The organism is Paractinoplanes rhizophilus (genome assembly GCF_042664765.1).
GTDB lineage: Bacteria > Actinomycetota > Actinomycetes > Mycobacteriales > Micromonosporaceae > Actinoplanes > Actinoplanes rhizophilus.
In genome coordinates this window covers 1-18,053 of the sequence record NZ_JBHTBJ010000008.1, presented here as the reverse complement: position 1 = coordinate 18,053, position 18,053 = coordinate 1, and the positions used below count along the sequence as shown (strand labels likewise).

General features: G+C 71.7%; 12 protein-coding genes. 4 read left to right on the top strand and 8 right to left on the bottom strand.

Translation table 11 applies throughout. The annotated features are described in order from the left end of the window. Positions 1-98: 98 nt before the first annotated feature. A complete protein-coding gene (locus tag ACFQS1_RS13765; protein WP_378967764.1) occupies positions 99-1,445 on the bottom strand; it encodes a M16 family metallopeptidase in 1,347 nt (448 codons plus the stop codon). Next, positions 1,442-2,764, bottom strand: coding sequence for a M16 family metallopeptidase (locus ACFQS1_RS13760; RefSeq protein ID WP_378967761.1), 1,323 nt, complete (start codon positions 2,762-2,764; stop codon positions 1,442-1,444). Before ACFQS1_RS13760 ends, ACFQS1_RS13765 begins: the two co-directional genes overlap by 4 nt. Before the next feature lie 73 nt (positions 2,765-2,837). Here ACFQS1_RS13760 and arfB point away from each other — a divergent pair, with 73 nt between their 5' ends. After that, positions 2,838-3,278, top strand: a complete 441-nt coding sequence (arfB, locus tag ACFQS1_RS13755) for an alternative ribosome rescue aminoacyl-tRNA hydrolase ArfB (RefSeq protein WP_378967759.1) — start codon at positions 2,838-2,840, stop codon at positions 3,276-3,278. Positions 3,279-3,289: 11 nt separating this feature from the next. Here arfB and serA read toward each other — a convergent pair whose 3' ends face one another. The 5 genes from serA to ACFQS1_RS13730 all read right to left on the bottom strand — a co-directional run bounded on the left by serA (position 3,290) and on the right by ACFQS1_RS13730 (position 10,967). Beyond that, entirely contained in the window at positions 3,290-4,888 is a 1,599-nt protein-coding gene (gene serA, locus ACFQS1_RS13750; protein ID WP_378967757.1) for a phosphoglycerate dehydrogenase, read from the bottom strand. 207 nt (positions 4,889-5,095) lie between these two features. Further along, positions 5,096-6,109 (bottom strand): ketol-acid reductoisomerase, encoded by a 1,014-nt coding sequence (ilvC, locus tag ACFQS1_RS13745; RefSeq protein WP_378967755.1) that lies wholly within the window; start codon positions 6,107-6,109, stop codon positions 5,096-5,098. Between the two features lie 16 nt (positions 6,110-6,125). Beyond that, positions 6,126-6,641: an acetolactate synthase small subunit gene (gene ilvN, locus ACFQS1_RS13740; RefSeq protein WP_378967752.1), complete on the bottom strand. Its 516-nt coding sequence runs from the start codon at positions 6,639-6,641 to the stop codon at positions 6,126-6,128. After that, positions 6,641-8,467, bottom strand: a complete 1,827-nt coding sequence (locus ACFQS1_RS13735) for an acetolactate synthase large subunit (protein ID WP_378967750.1) — start codon at positions 8,465-8,467, stop codon at positions 6,641-6,643. The genes ilvN and ACFQS1_RS13735 overlap by 1 nt, the downstream gene beginning before the upstream one ends. 145 nt (positions 8,468-8,612) lie before the next feature. Next, positions 8,613-10,967: a putative bifunctional diguanylate cyclase/phosphodiesterase gene (locus tag ACFQS1_RS13730; protein WP_378967748.1), complete on the bottom strand. Its 2,355-nt coding sequence runs from the start codon at positions 10,965-10,967 to the stop codon at positions 8,613-8,615. Between the two features lie 101 nt (positions 10,968-11,068). Between ACFQS1_RS13730 and ilvD the strand changes: the two genes are divergently transcribed. Further along, a complete protein-coding gene (gene ilvD, locus ACFQS1_RS13725) occupies positions 11,069-12,916 on the top strand; it encodes a dihydroxy-acid dehydratase (RefSeq protein ID WP_378967746.1) in 1,848 nt (615 codons plus the stop codon). Between the two features lie 106 nt (positions 12,917-13,022). Here ilvD and ACFQS1_RS13720 read toward each other — a convergent pair whose 3' ends face one another. Beyond that, positions 13,023-13,589, bottom strand: a complete 567-nt coding sequence (locus ACFQS1_RS13720) for a TetR/AcrR family transcriptional regulator (protein ID WP_378967743.1) — start codon at positions 13,587-13,589, stop codon at positions 13,023-13,025. 82 nt (positions 13,590-13,671) lie between these two features. Between ACFQS1_RS13720 and ACFQS1_RS13715 the strand changes: the two genes are divergently transcribed. Continuing rightward, on the top strand, positions 13,672-14,553 hold the full coding sequence (locus tag ACFQS1_RS13715; protein ID WP_378967741.1) for an SDR family oxidoreductase: 882 nt from the start codon (positions 13,672-13,674) through the stop codon (positions 14,551-14,553). Positions 14,554-14,578: 25 nt separating this feature from the next. Beyond that, complete coding sequence (locus ACFQS1_RS13710; RefSeq protein ID WP_378967739.1) at positions 14,579-17,251, top strand: DHA2 family efflux MFS transporter permease subunit; 2,673 nt, start codon at positions 14,579-14,581, stop codon at positions 17,249-17,251. The last annotated feature ends 802 nt before the right edge of the window (positions 17,252-18,053 follow it).

Here is an 18,053-nt window from a genome sequence, read left to right as displayed (position 1 = left end):
GGGGCCGCGTTCGCCGGTCTCCACGGGATCTTCACGACCTCGGCACGGTACGGCCCCGGTGGGCGGCCCCGGGGACGCGCCCCGGAGCCGCCCGGTCGTCAGATCTCGGCGTCGGCCAGCTCGCCGATCCTCGCCGCCACCAGCTCGTCGCGGATCACCGCGGCGTCGCCCTCCACCACCAGGGTCAGGCCCTTCGGGTGCAGGTACTTCGCGGCGGCCGCGGACACCTGCTCGACGGTCGCCTCCAGATACTCGCGGCGCAGCGTCGGGTAGTAGTCGTCGGGCAGGCCGTGCAGCACCAGCGTGCTCAGCGCGCCCACGATCGCACCCGGCGTCTGCATCTCCACCGACAGCTGGCCGGCGCGCCACGAGCGGGCCACCGCCAGCTCGTCCTCGGTCACCCCGTCCAGCTGGGTGCGCGCGATCTCGCCGATCGTGTCGGTGATCGCCGGGACCGTCACCGCGGTCTGCACGCCCGCCGCGACCTCGAACCGGCCGAAGCGCCGGGTCATCGCGTAACTGCCGCGGATCCCGTACGTGTAGCCGCGCACCTCGCGGATGAGGTGGTTGAGCCGCGAGGTGAAGGCGCCGCCCAGCACCGTGGCCGCCAGCGTCATCGGCACGTAGTCGGGGGTCTTGCGCTCGGGCGAGCGGTGCCCGATGCGCAGCGTCGACTGCACGCTGCCCGGCCGGTCGACCAGCAGCACGCGCCGTCCGCCCGGGATCTCGTACGTCAGCGGAGCCTTGGCGTCCGGCGCGGTGCCGCTCGTGCCGGCGAACGCGGCCTCGCCCAGCGCGGCCAGGTCGAGCGTGCCGAGGTCGCCGGCGACCAGCAGCACCCCCGGCGTGCGCAGCCAGGCCTCGTGGAAGGCGACCACGTCGTCCACGGTCACCGCGGCGGTCGAGGCGGGATCGCCGTGCAGCGGGCGGCCGAACCGGTCGCCCGCCCCGAACAGCTCTCTGCGCAGCGCGGCGTCCGCCCGCGGGCCGGGCTGCGCCCAGTCCATCCGCAGCGCGGTCGCCTCGTCGTCGCGCACCCGGTTCACGTCGGCCGGATCGAGCCGGGGGGTACGGGTCGCCTCGGCGGCCAGGCGCACCGCGTCCAGCAGCATCGGCACCGGCGCCGAGACGCCGACCCGGAACGAGTCCCAGTCGACCGACGCGTTCAGCTCGGCGCCGAGGCCCTCGAGGGCGAGCGCGTACGCGGCCGAGTCGCGGGTCGTGGTGCCCTCCTCGAGGGACTTCGCGAGCACGGTCGCGGTGCCCTCGCGACCCTCGGCCTCGTGCGCCGCGCCGGCGTCGAGCATCAGCATCGAGCTGGCCAGCAGCTGACCGGGCAGGTGGGCGGCGACGACGGTGCCGCCGGCCACCTCCAGCCTCTTGATCTCGGGGAAGCGGTAGGGGCGGGCTTCGCCGGCCTCCGGGCGGTTGGCGACGAGGCTCACGCCGTCTCCTCCTTGGTCTCGGGCAGGTAGGTCAGGGTCACCCGGGACTCGGGCTTCAGCGCGTACGCGGCGGCCTCGGTGACATCGTCGGCGGTGACCGCCAGCCACTGCGGGAGGCGGTAGGCCACCGTCTCGGGGTCGCCGAACTGGGTCGTGTACCGGCCCAGGGTGTCGGCGCGGCCGCCCACCGTGGACAGCGAGCGCCACCAGGCGGTGGTGAGCATCGCCTTCGCCCGGTTGAGCTCGGTGTCGGTGACCGGCTCGGTGACCAGGCTGCCGACCACCTCGGCCAGCCCCTCCTCGAGGGTGGCCACGTCCACGCCGTCCTTGGCCGTCGCCGTGATGATCAGCGGGGCCGGCGCGTGCGCGAGGTCCACGCCGTACGAGCCGATGTAGTCCGGCTGGGCGATCCGCTTGCCGTCGGCGAGCCGCTGGTAGAGCCGGCTGCCCCGGCCGTTGCCCAGAACCGTGGCGAGGACGGTGATCGCGTCGTACCCCTTGGTGCCGAACGGGTGCGTGCGGTGCGACAGGTAGATCCGCGGCGCCGGCACCGCGGCCGTCACCGTCTCGCGGACGGGCGTGGTCGCCGGCCCGATCAGGTGTCCGCCCGGCGCAGGCGGGATGTCCGGCACCGGCGCGAGCGGGCCGAAGTACTTCTCGGCGTACGCGTACACCTGCGCCGCCTCGACGTCGCCGACCACCGTGAGCACGCAGTTGTTCGGCGCGTAGTACTGCTGGTGGAACGCCTTGAACGTGTCCAGGCTCGCCGCGTTCAGGTCCTCCATCGACCCGATCGTCGGGTGGTGGTACGGGTGGCCGGCCGGGTAGAGCAGCTCCAGCAGGCGCAGCCAGGCGTCGCCGTACGGCACGTTCTCGTACCGCTGGCGGCGCTCGTTCTTGACCACCTCGCGCTGGTTGTCCAGCGTCTCCTGGGTCAGCGCCGGCACCAGAGCGCCCATCCGGTCGGCCTCCAGCCAGAGCGCCAGCTCCAGGTGCTCCGACGGCATGGTCTCGAAATAGTTCGTCCGGTCGGGGTTCGTCGTCGCGTTCAGCGAGCCGCCGTTGCCCTGCACCAGCCGCATGTGCTCGGTCTTCTTGACGTGCACCGAGCCCTCGAACATGAGGTGCTCGAAGAGATGCGCGAAGCCGGTCTGCCCGGCCGGTTCGTGCCGGGATCCCACGTCATACCAGAGGTTGACGCAGACGACCGGTGCGGACCGGTCCTCGCTGACCACGACCCGCAGGCCGTTGCTCAGTCGCGTGGTTTCGATGGGCCACGGATAGCCGGTCGTGACAACCGGCGCGCTTGGGGACGTCACCCACCCATACTGCCTGTTCTCCGGCGCGCTGTGCATGATCGATATCGCGTGGCGCCCGCGGTGCCGCGGTGCCATGCTTTGCGGTGTGCTGGAAGATGTCCGGGTCAACGACCGCCTGACCATCCCGGCGGCCGAGCTCTCCTGGCGCTTCTCGCGCTCCGGCGGCCCCGGCGGCCAGGGCGTCAACACGACCGATTCCCGAGTCGAGCTCTCCTGGGATCTGGCGGGCTCCACGGTCCTGCCCGCACACCTGAAGGAACGGGCCGTCGCGCGGCTGAGCTCGCGCCTGGTGCACGGCGTGCTGACCATCACCGCTTCGGAGTTCCGCTCCCAGCTGCGCAACCGCGAGGCGGCCGCCGACCGCCTGGCCGGGCTGGTCGCCTCGGCGATCGCCCCGCCGCCGCGGGCCCGGCGCCCCACCCGCCCGTCGAAGGGCTCGGTCGAGCGCCGGATAGCCGACAAGAAGCGCCGGGGCGAGACGAAGCGGAATCGCCGCTCCTACCCGAACGACTAGCCTGGATTCGGTCAGTAGGCGCGCAGGTCGACCAGGCTGCCCTGGGACGAGCCGATCGCCGCCGCCACGGCGGAGAGCAGGTCGGCGTCGACCGAGCCGTCCACGGTCAGCGTCATCAGCGCCTCGCCGCCGGCCTCGCGCCGGGCCACCTGCATGGCGGCGATGTTGACGCCGGCCTCGCCGAGGATGGAGCCGATCGCCCCGATCACGCCGGGCCGGTCGCTGTATCGGAAGAACAGCAGCACCCCGTCGGCGGTGAGGTCCAGGTCGAAGTCGTCGACGCCGGTGAGCTTGCTGATCTCGCGGGTGGCGGTCAGCGTCAGGGTGCCGGCGACGCTCACCGGGCGGCCGTCGGGCAGCGCACCGCGTACGGTAACCAGGTTTTGATGTTCGGCCGGCTCGTCGCTGACCAGCAGTTCCACCTCGACGCCGCGATCCGCGGCGAGCTGCGGGGCGTTCACGTAGGTGACCCGCTCGTCGACCACCGAGGCGAACAGGCCCTTGGTGGCGGCCAGCCGCAGCACCCCCACGTCGTGCGAGACGATCTCGCCGCGGACCTCGACGGTCACGCTCGCGGCCACCCCGCCGGCCACCGCGGTGAAGACCCGGCCGAGCTTCTCGGCCAGCGCGAGCAGCGGGCGTACGTCCTCGTCCACCACCCCGCCGGCCTGCACGTTCACCGCGTCCGGCACGAACTCGCCCTGCAGCGCCAGCTTCACGCTGCGCGCCACCGCGAGGCCGGCCTTGTCCTGCGCCTCGACGGTCGAGGCGCCCAGGTGCGGGGCGACCACGACGTTGTCGAAGCCGAACAGCGGCGAATCGGTGATCGGCTCGGTCACGAAGACGTCGAGCCCGGCGCCGGCCACCCGCCCCTCGCGCAGCGCCACGACCAGCGCCTCCTCGTCGACCAGCCCGCCGCGGGCCGCGTTCACGATCCGCACCCCCGGCTTGACCAGAGCGAGCTCCTTCTCGCCGATCAGCCCGAACGTCTCCGGGGTCCGGGGCAGGTGCACGGAGATGAAGTCGCTCTCCCGCAGCAGCTCCTCGAGACCCACCAGGCGTACGCCCAACTGCGCGGCCCGGGCCGGCTGGATGTACGGGTCGTACGCGATCAGCCTGGTCCCGAACGCGGCCATCCGCTGCGCGAACAGCACCCCGATCCGGCCGAGCCCGACCACGCCCACGGTCTTGCCCTGCACCTCGACGCCGGTGTACCGCGACCGCTTCCACTCGCCGCGCTTGAGCGCCGCGCTCGCGCTGGCGGTGTGCCGGGCGACCGAGAGCAGCAGCGCGATCGCCTGCTCGGCGGCCGAGACGATGTTGCTGGTCGGCGCGTTGACCACCATGACCCCGCGGGCGGTGGCGACCGGCACCTCGACGTTGTCGAGCCCGACGCCGGCCCGGGCGATCACCTTGAGCCCGTCAGCGGCGCGGATCACCTCGGCGTCGACCCGGGTGGCGCTGCGCACGATCAGCGCGTCGGCCTCGGCCACGGCCTCGAGCAGGGCCGGGCGATCGGTGCCGTCGACGTGACGGACGTCGAAATCACAGGCAAGCACATCAATGGCGGACGGGGCGAGTTCCTCGGCGATCAGAACGACGGGAGTCAATGCGCCTCCATCCGGTTCGCGGCACCAGTATCGTGCCGTGAATCCCCGCCGCCGTGTCATCGGTATGTGATCGGAGTCACATTCGGAAAAGGCGACGGCGCCCGGCTCCCAGGGGAAGCGGGCGCCGTCGGCGCGAGTGATCAGGCGGTCTCGGTGATCAGGCGGTCTCGGTGATCAGGCGGTCTCGGTGATCAGGCGGTCTGGTGATCAGGCGGTCTCGGTGATCGGGCGGTCGACCCAGCTCATCATGCCGCGCAGCTTGCGGCCGGTGATCTCGATCGGGTGGTTGGCGCCCTGCTCGCGGTACTTGGTCAGCAGCGGGCGGCCGTTGTCGTCGTCCTCGATCAGCTGGCGGGTGAACTCGCCGGACTGGATGTCGGCCAGGATCCGCTTCATCTCGGCCTTGGTCTCCGCGTTGATCACGCGCGGGCCGCTGACGTAGTCGCCGAACTCGGCGGTGTCCGAGACGCTGTAGCGCATCCGGGAGATGCCGCCCTCGTACATCAGGTCGACGATCAGCTTGAGCTCGTGCAGGCACTCGAAGTACGCGATCTCGGGGGCGTAACCCGCCTCGGTCAGCACCTCGAAGCCGGTCTGCACCAGGGCCGCGGTGCCGCCGCAGAGCACGGCCTGCTCGCCGAAGAGGTCGGTCTCGGTCTCCTCCCTGAAGGTGGTCTTGATGACGCCGGCGCGCGAGCCGCCGATCGCCTTCGCGTAGGAGAGCGCGAGCGCCAGGCCCTGGCCGGTCGGGTCCTGCTCGACCGCCACCAGGCACGGCACGCCCTTGCCGTCCACGTACTGGCGGCGCACCAGGTGACCGGGGCCCTTGGGGGCGACCATCGCGACCGTCACGTCGGCCGGCGGCTTGATCAGCTCGAACCGGATGTTGAGGCCGTGGCCGAAGAACAGCGCCTTGCCGGCGCTCAGGTGCGGGGCGATCGACTCGGCGTAGACCTTGCGCTGCGCGGTGTCCGGCGCGAGCAGCATGATCACGTCGGCCCAGGCGGACGCCTCGGCCGGGGTCTTGACCTGCAGGCCCTGCTCCTCGGCCTTGGCCCGGCTCTTCGAGCCCTCCTGCAGGCCGACGACCACCTCGACGCCCGAGTCACGCAGCGACAGCGAGTGCGCGTGCCCCTGGCTGCCGTAGCCGATCACGGCGACCTTCTTGCCCTGGATGATCGACAGGTCGGCGTCGTCGTCGTAGAAAACTTCCGCGGTCATTTCTTTCCTTCGGATTTCAGGCGGCGCGCAGCGCCGGGCCAGTTGTGATGGAGCGGGAGCCGCGGCCGATGGCCACCAGGCCCGACTGCACCATCTCTTTGATGCCGTACGGCTCGAGGTCGCGCAGCAACGCGTCCAGTTTGTCGGGGTTACCCGTCGCCTCGATGGTGAGGGTGTCCGGAGCGACGTCGATCACCTTCGCCCGGAACAGCTCGACCGTCTCGAGGACCTGGTTCCGCTGCGCGCGATCGGCGCGCACCTTGACCAGCAGAAGCTCCCGCTGGACCGACTGCTGCGGATCCAGCTCCACGATCTTCAGGACGTTCACCAGCTTGTTGAGCTGCTTGGTCACCTGCTCCAGGGGTGAGGAGTCGGCGTTGACCACGATCGTGATGCGGGAGACGTCCGGGTTCTCCGTCTCGCCCACCGCCAGGGAGTCGATGTTGAAGCTTCGCCGCGAGAAGAGCCCGCTGACCCGCGCCAGCACACCGGGCTTGTTCTCGACCAGCACGGAAAGCGTGTGCTTGTTCATCACAGGTCGTCCTCGTCGAAGTTGGGACGCACGTCCCGGGCGAACATGATCTCGTCGTTGCTGGTGCCGGCCGCGACCATGGGCCAGACCATGGCGTCCTTGCCGACGGTGAAGTCGATGACCACGGGGGCATCGTTGATCTCCATGGCCTGCTTGATGATCTTGTCAACGTCCGCCTTGGACTCGCAGCGCAGCCCCACGCAGCCGAGCGCCTCGGCCAGCTTCACGAAATCGGGGATGCGGTGCTTGTGCGTGCCCAGCTCGGTGTTGGAGTAGCGGCCCTCGTAGAACAGCGTCTGCCACTGCCGGACCATGCCGAGGTTGCCGTTGTTGATGACCGCGATCTTGACCGGGATGCCTTCCAGCGCGCAGGTGGCGAGTTCCTGGTTGGTCATCTGGAAGCAGCCGTCGCCGTCGATCGCCCAGACCGCCGTGTCGGGCTGACCCACCTTGGCGCCCATCGCGGCCGGCACCGCGTAGCCCATCGTGCCGGCGCCGCCGGAGTTGAGCCAGGTGCCGGGCTTCTCGTACTTGATGAACTGCGAGGCCCACATCTGGTGCTGCCCGACGCCAGCCACGTAGATCGCGTCCGAGCCGACCAGCTCGCCGATCCGCTCGATCACGTACTGTGGGGCCAGCGAGCCGTCGGTCGGCTCCTCGTAGCCCAGCGGGTAGCGCTCGCGCAGCTCGTTCAGCGTGGCCCACCACGACTCGTACTGGGCGGCGCCGCCGGCCGTGGCCGAGACCGCCGCGATCAGCTCGTCGATCACGTGCCGCGCGTCGCCCACGATCGGGACGTCGGCGTGCCGGTTCTTGCCGATCTCGGCCGGGTCGATGTCGGCGTGCACGACCTTGGCGTCCGGGGCGAACGAGTCGAGCTTGCCGGTGACCCGGTCGTCGAAGCGGGCGCCCAGGGTGATCAATAGGTCCGACTTCTGCAGCGCGTAGACCGCCGGGACCGTGCCGTGCATGCCGGGCATGCCCAGGTGCTGCGGGTGCGAGTCGGGGAACGCGCCGAGCGCCATCAGCGTGGTGATCACCGGGATGCCGGTGAGCTCGGCCAGCTTGCGCAGCCCGTCGGTGGCGCCGGCCTTGAGCACGCCGCCGCCGACGTACAGCACCGGGCGCTTGGCCGCGGCGATCAGCCGGGCCGCCTCGCGGATCTGCTTGCCGTGCGGGTGCAGGGTCGGGCGGTAGCCGGGCAGGTCGAGGGTCGGCGGCCAGGCGAACGTGGTCTGCGCCTGCAGCACGTCCTTGGGGATGTCGACCAGGACCGGGCCGGGCCGGCCGGTGGCCGCCAGGTGGAACGCCTCGGCGAGGATCCGCGGGATCTCCTCGGCGTCCTGCACCAGGAAGTTGTGCTTGGTGATCGGCAGCGTGATGCCCTGGATGTCCGCCTCCTGGAAGGCGTCCGTGCCGATCGCCGGCCGCGCCACCTGGCCGGTGATCGCGACGATCGGCACCGAGTCCATGTACGCGTCGGCGATCGGCGTCACCAGGTTGGTCGCGCCCGGGCCGCTGGTCGCGATGCAGACGCCGACCTTGCCGGTGGCCTGCGCGTAGCCCGTCGCCGCGTGGCCCGCGCCCTGCTCGTGGCGCACCAGGATGTGGCGCACCTTCGAGTCGTAGAGCGGGTCGTACGCCGGCAGGATCGCCCCGCCGGGAATGCCGAACGCGACCTCGACCCCGAGCGCCTCGAGCGACCGAACGAGAGCGCCGGCGCCGGAGGTCGGCACCGGGGAGGCTACGGCCGGCGCAGCGGTGGCCGCCGCGACGGTGGCCGGGTTGGCTCGGTTAGCGAGAGTCTCGGGAGTGGGTCTCGTCATGGCTTATCGAACCTTCTCGGGATGGTCGTCCGTCGTTACTTGAGCAACAAAAAAGGCCCTCGTGCCTGAAGCACGGGACCTAGCGCACTCTCCAACGATCTGGGAGTGCGCTCACATAAGTACTCGGGACGCGAAGCACATGCGCCTAAGGTTGCCCCATCTCACTCGGCGAGTCAACTGATCCCACATTTTGATCACCCACGAGTGCCCCGAACGCGGGATCGGTCGGCAGGACGGCCCTGAGCTGCTTCATTCCGGGCCCGAGCGTGACCACCTGGCTGCGCGGCGCGCCGCTCACCGGCGGGTCGTTGCGCGGCACCGGCATCGGCCGCGGCGACCCGGTCCGCAGGCTGTCGAGCTGCGCCTCGAGGTGCTCGGCCGGCACCCCCCAGCCGAACAGCGAGCCCTGGCCGAGCCGGCAGCCCGCCTCCTCGACCGCGGCCCGCTGCGCCGGCGTGCCGATCCCCTCGGCCAGCACCTCGAGCCCGAGCCGGTGACCGAGGCGCACCACCACGTCGACGAGCGGGGCGGCCGTGCCGGTACGCGATTCCGGCTCCGCCACCAGCGCGTGATCGATCTTGAGAATGTCCACCGGAAGCGTCCGCAGCTGCCCGAGCGACGAGTACCCGGCGCCGAAGTCGTCGAGCGCCACCCGTACGCCGGTGGCCCGCAGCTCGGTGAGCCGGCCGATCAGCTCCTCCATGTCGGTGGCCACCGCGTGCTCGGTCACCTCGAGCACCAGCCGCTGGGCCGGCACCGCGTGCTCGGCCAGCACGTCGGCGACCTGGCCCGCGTAGTCGGCCGCGTGCAGCTCCTTGGGCGACAGGTTGACCGAGACCCAGACGTCGTGCCCCTTGGCCAGCCAGTCGGCGAGCTGCTCGCAGGCCTGCGCGAGCACCCACGAGCCGATCCGGTTGATCAGGCCGGCCTCCTCGGCGACCGGGATGAACTCGTCCGGCCGCACCGCGCCGAGCGTCGGGTGATGCCAGCGCAGCAGCGCCTCGGCGCCGACCGGGCGCATCGAGGGCAGCGCCACCACCGGCTGGAAGACCAGCCGCAGCTGGTCGCGGTCGATCGCGTGGCGCAGCTCGTTCGCCAGCGTGCCGCGGCGGCGCAGCAGCTCGTCGTAGCGGGCCTGATAGCGCTCCACGCGGTTCTTCCCGCGCTGCTTGGCGTAGCGCAGCGCCAGGTCGGCGTCGCGGATGAGCTCGCCGGTGTCGGCCACGCCGAGGCTGGCGGACAGGAACACCGGGCCGCCGTCGACCTCGTACGGCTCGCCCAGCACCGCCAGCAGCCGGTGCGCGGTGAGCATCGCTTCGTCGGCCGTGCCGTGCATGAGCACGGCGAACTCGTCGCCGCCCAGCCGCGCCGCCACGTCCCCGTCGAGCAGGTTGCGCCGCAGCCGCTCGCCGACCTCGGCCAGCACCGCGTCGCCGACGTCGTGGCCGCGCATGTCGTTGACCGTCTTGAAGCCGTCGAGGTCGATGCCGACCAGGACCAGCGGCTCGTCGGGGCACTTGCCGTCGCGCAGCGCCCGCTGCAGGCCCCGCCGGTTGGCCAGCCGGGTGAGCGGGTCGGTGTGCGCGAGCTCGCGGAAGTGCGCCTCGCTCTGCCGCAGCTTCAGCGTGAACCGCCGGACGTCGCCGAGCGCCAGATACTGCCGGCCGACCAGCGCGAAGCCCTGGACGCTGACGCCGAGGAAGGCGTAGAAGCCGAAGGCGCCGCCGCGGGACAGGTGCATGCCGAGCGCCGAGACCATCGCCACCATCGGGACCACCGCGTACGCCGTGCCGCGCTCGCTGAGGTCGCCGACCACCTCGACCGGCTGGTCGGCCGCCCGCACCGCGTGCGCGATCAGGAACAGCCCGACCGGCAGCAGCAGCGAGCCGCTCAGCACCCAGCTGTCGCGACCCTGACAGATGCCGCCACTGATGGCGATCGCCGCGGCGGCCACGACCGTCACCCCGGTGGCCACCCGGACGGTGGTCAGCCGCGGCCGGTGCGCGTGCAGCGCGAGCACGATGGTCAGCCCCAGCGAGATGCACAACAGCGCGGTCGGGATGAGCAGCGACGCGCAGGCCATCGGGGCGGAATCGCCGAGGAGGCTGGTCGGCTCGGTCAGCAGCACCCAGCCGATGAACCAGACGGCGGCCGCCATCACCAGGCCGTCGAGCAGATGGCGCACGGCCGCGCCCGGGCTCTCGGCCGCGCCCGGCAGCATGGCGGTGCCGATCAGCAGGGCGAGCGTGCCGATCCCGGTGCTGATGCCCACGGCCGAGCCGAGGCCGATCCGCGGCGGCGACGCGTCGCTGAGCAGAGCGCTCAGCGCGCCGGCCAGCGCCGCGGCGGTGACCACCGCGCCGCCGAGCGCCAGGATGAGGTGCGCCCGGCGGGCCGCGCCGGTGTGCTTGCGGCCCGAATTGCCCAGCACGGCCACGGCCGGGACGGTGACCAGAAGGCCGACGACCCCGGCAAGCTCCACGCCGGACGGTGATTGCACGGAAACACTGTGCCGGATGTCGATGTTTTTGGGTACCTCTCAAATCCCGAGTCGTGGACGCCACTGGCATTTCCGCCGGACCTCGGTGGCACTATGAGGGGATGCCTGACCTGCGTTCCCGGACCTCGACCCACGGGCGGACCATGGCCGGCGCGCGTGCCCTCTGGCGCGCCACCGGCATGACCGACGACGACTTCGGCAAGCCCATCGTGGCGATTGCCAACAGTTACACCCAGTTCGTACCGGGTCACGTGCACCTCAAGGACCTCGGCGGGATCGTCGCCGACGCGGTCGCCGACGCCGGCGGCGTCGGGCGCGAGTTCAACACCATCGCCGTGGACGACGGCATCGCGATGGGCCACGGCGGCATGCTCTATTCGCTGCCCAGCCGCGAGCTGATCGCCGACGCGGTGGAGTACATGGTGAACGCGCACTGCGCCGACGCCCTGGTCTGCATCTCGAACTGCGACAAGATCACTCCCGGCATGCTGATCGCCGCCCTGCGGCTCAACATCCCGACGGTCTTCGTCAGCGGCGGCCCGATGGAGGCCGGCAAGACGGTCGCCATCGAGGGCATCGTGCACGAAAAGCTCGACCTGATCGACGCGATGAGCGCGAGCGCCAACGAGGCGGTCACCGACGAGCAGCTCGGCGCCATCGAGCGCTCGGCCTGCCCGACCTGCGGCTCCTGCTCCGGCATGTTCACGGCCAACTCGATGAACTGCCTGACCGAGGCGATCGGCCTGGCCCTGCCGGGCAACGGCTCGACGCTGGCCACGCATGCCTCCCGCCGCGCCCTGTTCGAGCAGGCCGGCAAGCTGATCGTCGAGATCGCCAAGGACTACTACGAGAAGGACGACGAGTCCGTCCTGCCGCGCAACATCGCCAACCGCTCGGCCTTCGAGAACGCGGTGGCCCTCGACGTGGCGATGGGCGGCTCGACCAACACGGTGCTGCACCTGCTGGCCGCGGCGCGCGAGGCCGAGCTCGACTTCAGCGTGGCCGACATCGACGCGATCTCCCGCCGGGTGCCGTGCCTGTCCAAGGTCGCGCCCAACAGCGTGAAATACCACATGGAGGACGTGCACCGGGCCGGCGGCATCCCCGCGCTGCTCGGCGAGCTGCACCGCGGTGGCGCGCTCAAGACCGACGTGCGCGCGGTGCATTCACCCGATTTGTCCGACTGGCTGGGCGACTGGGACATCCGCGGCGGAAACCCGAGCCCGGCGGCGCTGGAGCTGTTCCACGCGGCGCCCGGCGGCGTCCGCACCACCCAGCCGTTCAGCACGGAAAACCGCTGGGCGACGCTCGACACCGACGCCGAGAACGGCTGCATCCGCAGCGTCGACCACGCCTACACGGTCGACGGCGGCCTGGCCATCCTCTTCGGCAACCTCGCCCCCGACGGCTGCGTGGTCAAGACCGCCGGCGTCGACGAGAGCCTGTGGAAGTTCACCGGCCCGGCCCGCGTCTTCGAGTCGCAGGACGCCGCCGTCGAGGGCATCCTCGGCAAGCAGGTGGTCGAGGGTGACGTCGTGGTGATCCGCTACGAGGGCCCGCGCGGCGGCCCCGGCATGCAGGAGATGCTCTATCCCACGAGCTTCCTCAAGGGCCGTGGCCTGGGCAAAGCCTGCGCGCTGATCACCGACGGCCGCTTCTCCGGCGGCACCAGCGGCCTCTCGATCGGCCACATCTCCCCCGAGGCAGCATCCGGCGGCCTCATCGCCCTGGTCGAGACCGGCGACGAGATCACCATCGACATCCCCGGCCGCGGCATCACGCTCAACGTCGACGACGAGACCCTGGCCCAGCGCCGCCACGCGCAGGAGCGCCGCCCGAAGCCCTACACGCCGGCCGATCGCACCCGCCCGGTCTCCGCGGCCCTGCGGGCCTACGCATCGATGGCCACCAGCGCTTCCGACGGCGCCTACCGCCGCGTTCCCGAATAAAAACCCAGATATCGTACGGCTCCGCCGGTTCACAACCGCAAATACGGCAGTCCCCTGGGCCACGCACCGGCCGGGTGCGTGGCCCGGACCGTCGGCCGCTTCCGGGTCAGTGGTCGGCAGTGACGACCGTGAGCCGCTCGATCGTCTCGCGCATGATCGCCCCCAGATCCCGGTCGTCCGGGCCACTCGTCCACTGCTCCCAGGCGACCCGGAACACCGCGATCCCCGCCTCGGCCGCCAGGCTGGCGTCGGCCGCCGGAACCCCGCGCCGGCGCAGCCCGTCGCGCAGCGCCTCGGCGATGGTCGCCATCTTGATGAGCTCGCGCTCGCGCAGCTCCGCGTTCGCCTCGATCAACGCCCGCCGCCGCCGCGAGAACGCCCGGTCGCGGCCCACCGCCTCGCTCGCCGCCGCCAGCGACGCCGCTACCGCCCGCATCGGCCCCTCGGACGCCGGCGTCGCCTCCAGCGCCTGCACCATCCCGGCGAGCAACAGGTCGGACCCCGCGAACAGCACCTCGCGCTTGTCGGCGTAGTGCCGGAAGAAGGTGCGCGCGGTCAGACCGGCCTCGGCCGCGATGTCGGCCACCGTCGTCTGGTCGTAGCCGCGCTCGCCGTACAGCTTCATCGCGGCCTCCCGCAGGCGGCCCGCCGCGTCACCCTCCCACCGTCCCACGCCATGATTCTAGTCATGTCACACAGTGACATGGTTGTGCTAGCGTGGCGATGTCAGCAAGTGACATCACTGGAGGTTCGACATGCGCGTCTTCGTCACCGGCGCATCCGGCTGGATCGGCTCGCCCACCGTCGCCGAGCTGCTCAAGGCCGGCCACCAGGTGGTCGGCCTGGCCCGCTCGGACGCGTCCGCCGCCAAGGTGGAAGCGCTCGGCGCCGAGGCCCGCCGCGGCGACCTGGACGACCTCGACGGCCTGCGCGCCGCCGCGGCCGACTCGGACGGCGTGGTCCACCTGGGCTACAAGCACGACTTCTCGCCGGCCGGCATCGCCGCCGGCGCCGAGACCGACCGCGCCGTGATCGACGCGATCGGCGAGGTGTTCCAAGGCACCGGCAAGCCGTTCGTCATCGCCTCGGGCGTGGTCGGCCTCACGACCGGCCGCGCCGCTACCGAGCGCGACCGGCCCGATGCCGGCTCACACCCCCGGACGGCCAGCGCGGCCGCCACCCTCGCCCTCGCCGAACGCGGAGTCCGATCCGCTGTCGTGCGTTTCGCCCCCACCGTGCACGGCCGCGGCGACCACGGCTTCGTCGCCACCCTGGTCGACATCGCCCGGCGCACCGGCGTGAGCGGCTACCCCGGCGACGGCGGCAACCGCTGGCCGGCCGTCCACGTGCTGGACGCTGCCGCCCTGCTCCGGCTCGTCGTCGAGCAGGCCACCCCCGGTTCGGTCTGGCACGCCATCGCCGACGAGGGCGTACCCACCCGCGAGATCGCCGCGGCGATCGGCCGCGCCACCGGCCTCCCGGTCGAGCAGGTCCCGGCGGAGCATTTCGAGTGGCTGGCCATGTTCTTCGCTTTGGACATGCCGGTCGAGAGCGGCTACACCCAGCAGACCCTCGGCTGGAAGCCCACCCACCCCACCCTGCTCGAGGATCTGAACGACGGCGCGTACACGTCGTAACCGCACAATGCATCGTTGCGACTAGGTGGGGTCAACCGGGTCATCGCAACTCAGTCACCGCCAGATCCTCGAGGTGCTCGCCGGCCTGATGCTCGGCATGTTCCTCGCCGCGCTCGACCAGACGATCGTGGCGTCGGCGATCCGCACCATCGGCGACGATCTGCACGGGCTGTCGATGCAGGCCTGGGTCACCACCGCGTACCTGATCACCGCGACCATCTCGACCCCGCTGTACGGCAAGCTCTCCGACATCTACGGCCGCAAGCGGTTCTTCCTGGCCGCCATCACCATCTTCGTGCTCGGCTCGGCCGCCTGCTCGTTCGCCACCTCGATGTACGTGCTGGCGGGCTGCCGGGCCGTGCAGGGCCTCGGCGCGGGCGGCCTGTTCTCGTTGGCCCTGGCCATCATCGCCGACGTCGTGCCGGCCCGCGACCGCCCGCGCTACCAGGGCTATTTCCTGGCCGTCTTCGGCATGTCCAGCGTCCTCGGCCCGGTCATCGGCGGCTTCTTCGCCGGCGCCGACGAGATCCTGGGCATCGCCGGCTGGCGCTGGGTGTTCCTGGTGAACGTCCCGATCGGCGTGGTCGCCCTGCTGGTGGTCGCCCGGGTCCTGCGCCTGCCGCACCGCCGCCGCGACCACCGGATCGACTGGTGGGGCGCGGTCACCATCTGCGTCTGCCTGGTGCCCCTGCTCACCGTCGCCGAGCAGGGACGTGGCTGGGGCTGGGCCTCGGCCGGCTCGCTGATCTGCTACGCGGCCGGGGCCTTCGGCCTGGTTCTGTTCCTGCTCACCGAGGCCGTGATGGGCGAGGAGGCGCTGATCCCGCTGCGCTTCTTCCGCAACCCGACCTTCGCCCTCACCTCGGCCGGCGGTTTCGTCATCGGCATGGGCATGTTCGGCGGCCTGGCCCTGCTGCCGCTCTATCTCCAGATCGTCCGCGGCGCCACCCCCACCGAGTCGGGCCTGCAGCTCCTGCCGCTGACCGCCGGCATCATGCTCGGCTCGCTCGTCTCCGGCCGGCTCATCAGCCGCACCGGCCAGTACAAGCCCTACCCCATCGGCGGGGCCTCGCTCATGGTCGCCGGGCTCGCCCTGCTCGCCACCCTCGGCGTCGGCACGCCTTTCTGGCGTACGGGATTGTTCATGGCCGTTTTTGGTCTTGGTCTTGGTTTTGTGCTCCAGCCGATCACCCTGGCCGTGCAGAACGCCATGGAACCCGCCGAGATCGGCGTGGCCACCGCTTCCGCGACGTTCTTCCGCCAGATGGGCGCGACCGCCGGCACCGCGATCTTCCTGTCCATCCTGTTCACCAAGCTGCAGGGCGATCGCGTCACCGCGTCCTCACTGGACGACACTTCGTTCCTCAACCACGCCCCGGCGGCCGTGGCCCACCCGTTCCGCGCCGCGTTCTCGACCACGATGGACCACATCTTCCTGATCGCCGCCGCGATTCTGATCGTCGCGTTCGTCCTGTTCCTCCTGCTCCCGCAGATCCCACTCCGCCCGGCCGGCGCCGCCGCCTCCCCCGCTGGCGCCGCCGCCTCCCCCGCTGGCGCCGCCGCCTCCCCCGCTGGCGCCGCCGCCTCCCCCGCTGGCGCCGCCGCCTCCCCCGCTGGCGCCGCCACCTCTCCCGCTGGCGCCGCCACCTCTCCCGCTGGCGCCGCCACCTCTCCCGCTGGCGCCGCTGCATCCCCCGCTGGCGCCGCCGCCTCCCCCGCCCGTTTGGGTGGGCCCAGTGAAGCAGCCGGGTACGACAAAAAATCGGCTCCGTCCACAACGGACCGCGAGCGGGCGGTGCCGACCCATGCCGAGCCGAAAGTTCCCGCGGCGGAGTCCGCCGCCTTCGCAGCTGGAGCGAGCACCATGCCGACCGACCACAAGTCCGGCCCGACGCCGCCCGCCGAACCGGCATCCGCGCCAACCGCCGGCCCGGTGATCAGCGGTCGCGTCGACGGGCCGGATGGCAATCCGCTGGCCGGCGCCACCGTCACCGTGGCCGAGTTCGCGGGCGGGCAGATCGCGCACGCCACCACGGCCGGGGACGGCGAGTTCCGGCTGTCGCTGCCGACCGGCGGCGCCTTCATGCTGATCTGCGCCGCCGACGACCACCAGCCCGCCGCCGTGCTGGTCAACGCGGGCGTGGGCGAGATCCGCCGGGTGCTGTCGCTGGCCGGTGCCGGCCGGATCGAGGGCCGCATCACCGACCGGCAGTCCCGCCCGGTCCGGAATGCCGCGGTCACCCTCACCGACCTGGCCGGCACGGTGGTGGCCACCGCGACCACGGGCGCCGACGGCCGCTACCGGCTCTCCGGGCTCGACCAGGCCGACTACATGCTCACCGCGACCGCCGAGCACGCCCGCCCGGCGACCCGCATCATCGCCCCCGGCCGCTCCCGCCAGGCCGACCTGGCTCTCACCATCGGCACCACGCTGACCGGGATCGTCCGCGCAGTCCGCTCCGGCCGTCCGATCCCCGAGGCGTCGGTGATGGCGGTCGACCAGGCCGGCGAGGTGGCCGGCTCCACCATCACCGACGACGAGGGCCGGTACGAGCTACGCGACCTCCCGCCCGGCGTCTACACGGTCGCCGCGAGCGGCCACGCGCCGGTGGCGGCCCGGGTGACGTTGTCCGGCGAGCACATCGACCACGACATCCTGCTCGGCGCGAGCCCGGCGACGACCGGCGCAGCGACCTAGAGACCATTCGGAGTCGGGTCCGACGCGCCCGCCCGGCCCTCTGTGGACAGCGACGAATTCTTGTCGCACCCACCTGCTCTACTCGGCCCCACCCAAGTGCGGGGGCGGGGGATGGACTGTGGGCGCCACGACTCGTGATCAAAATGGGGCTTGCGGTGATCGCCGGCGAGGAGCTGGGGCTTCCACGGCCCGGAGGCGTGGGTGGGCGGCGCTGGGTGCTGCCGGTCGCGCGGACCCGCTCCGGGATCCCACCATCCGGCGGCCGGGTCCAGCCAGCAGGACACGTTCCCGCATACTGGCCGGGTGTCACGAAGCATGGGACGACCCGCCCATCACATGGGACGGCTGCCGGGAATATCGGTTATGTCCGACGATAGTTGATCACGGATGGCCAAGGTTGAAGAGTTCCCGTCGGGCCGCAACCGCAGCTCATCAAGATCAGCGCGCCGCGGCACCCGGGACGAGCCGACGCCGGAGAACGCGGCCACCACCGGCACGGCGGCGTGCGACCCGGCCGGCACCCCGTCCAGCGCCGTGGCGAGCCGCCCGCAACCGGCCGCACCCACGGCGACCACACACGACCCCGGCAACGCCCCGGCAACCGCCGACACCCACGCCGACCACGCACGACCCAAGCAACCGGCGACCACGCGCGACCGAGGCAACCGGCGACCATGTCAAGCCCCGGGTTTGGTGGAGAGTTGGTTAGCTGGTTTTCAGGGGTGCGGTGACCGGCTGGGTCATCGCGTGTAGTGCCTCGTGTTCGGCGGGCGGGACGTGTCCGAGCTCGCCGTGCAGGCGG

What these genes read in the sequence shown, in the direction of transcription:
- ilvC (WP_378967755.1), bottom strand. Translation starts at nt 6,109, where the DNA reads ATGACCGCGGAAGTTTTCTACGACGACGACGCCGACCTGTCGATCATC.
- arfB (WP_378967759.1), top strand. Translation starts at nt 2,838, where the DNA reads ATGCTTTGCGGTGTGCTGGAAGATGTCCGGGTCAACGACCGCCTGACC.
- ilvD (WP_378967746.1), top strand. Translation starts at nt 11,069, where the DNA reads ATGCCTGACCTGCGTTCCCGGACCTCGACCCACGGGCGGACCATGGCC.
- ACFQS1_RS13735 (WP_378967750.1), bottom strand. Translation starts at nt 8,467, where the DNA reads ATGACGAGACCCACTCCCGAGACTCTCGCTAACCGAGCCAACCCGGCC.
- ilvN (WP_378967752.1), bottom strand. Translation starts at nt 6,641, where the DNA reads ATGAACAAGCACACGCTTTCCGTGCTGGTCGAGAACAAGCCCGGTGTG.
- ACFQS1_RS13715 (WP_378967741.1), top strand. Translation starts at nt 13,672, where the DNA reads ATGCGCGTCTTCGTCACCGGCGCATCCGGCTGGATCGGCTCGCCCACC.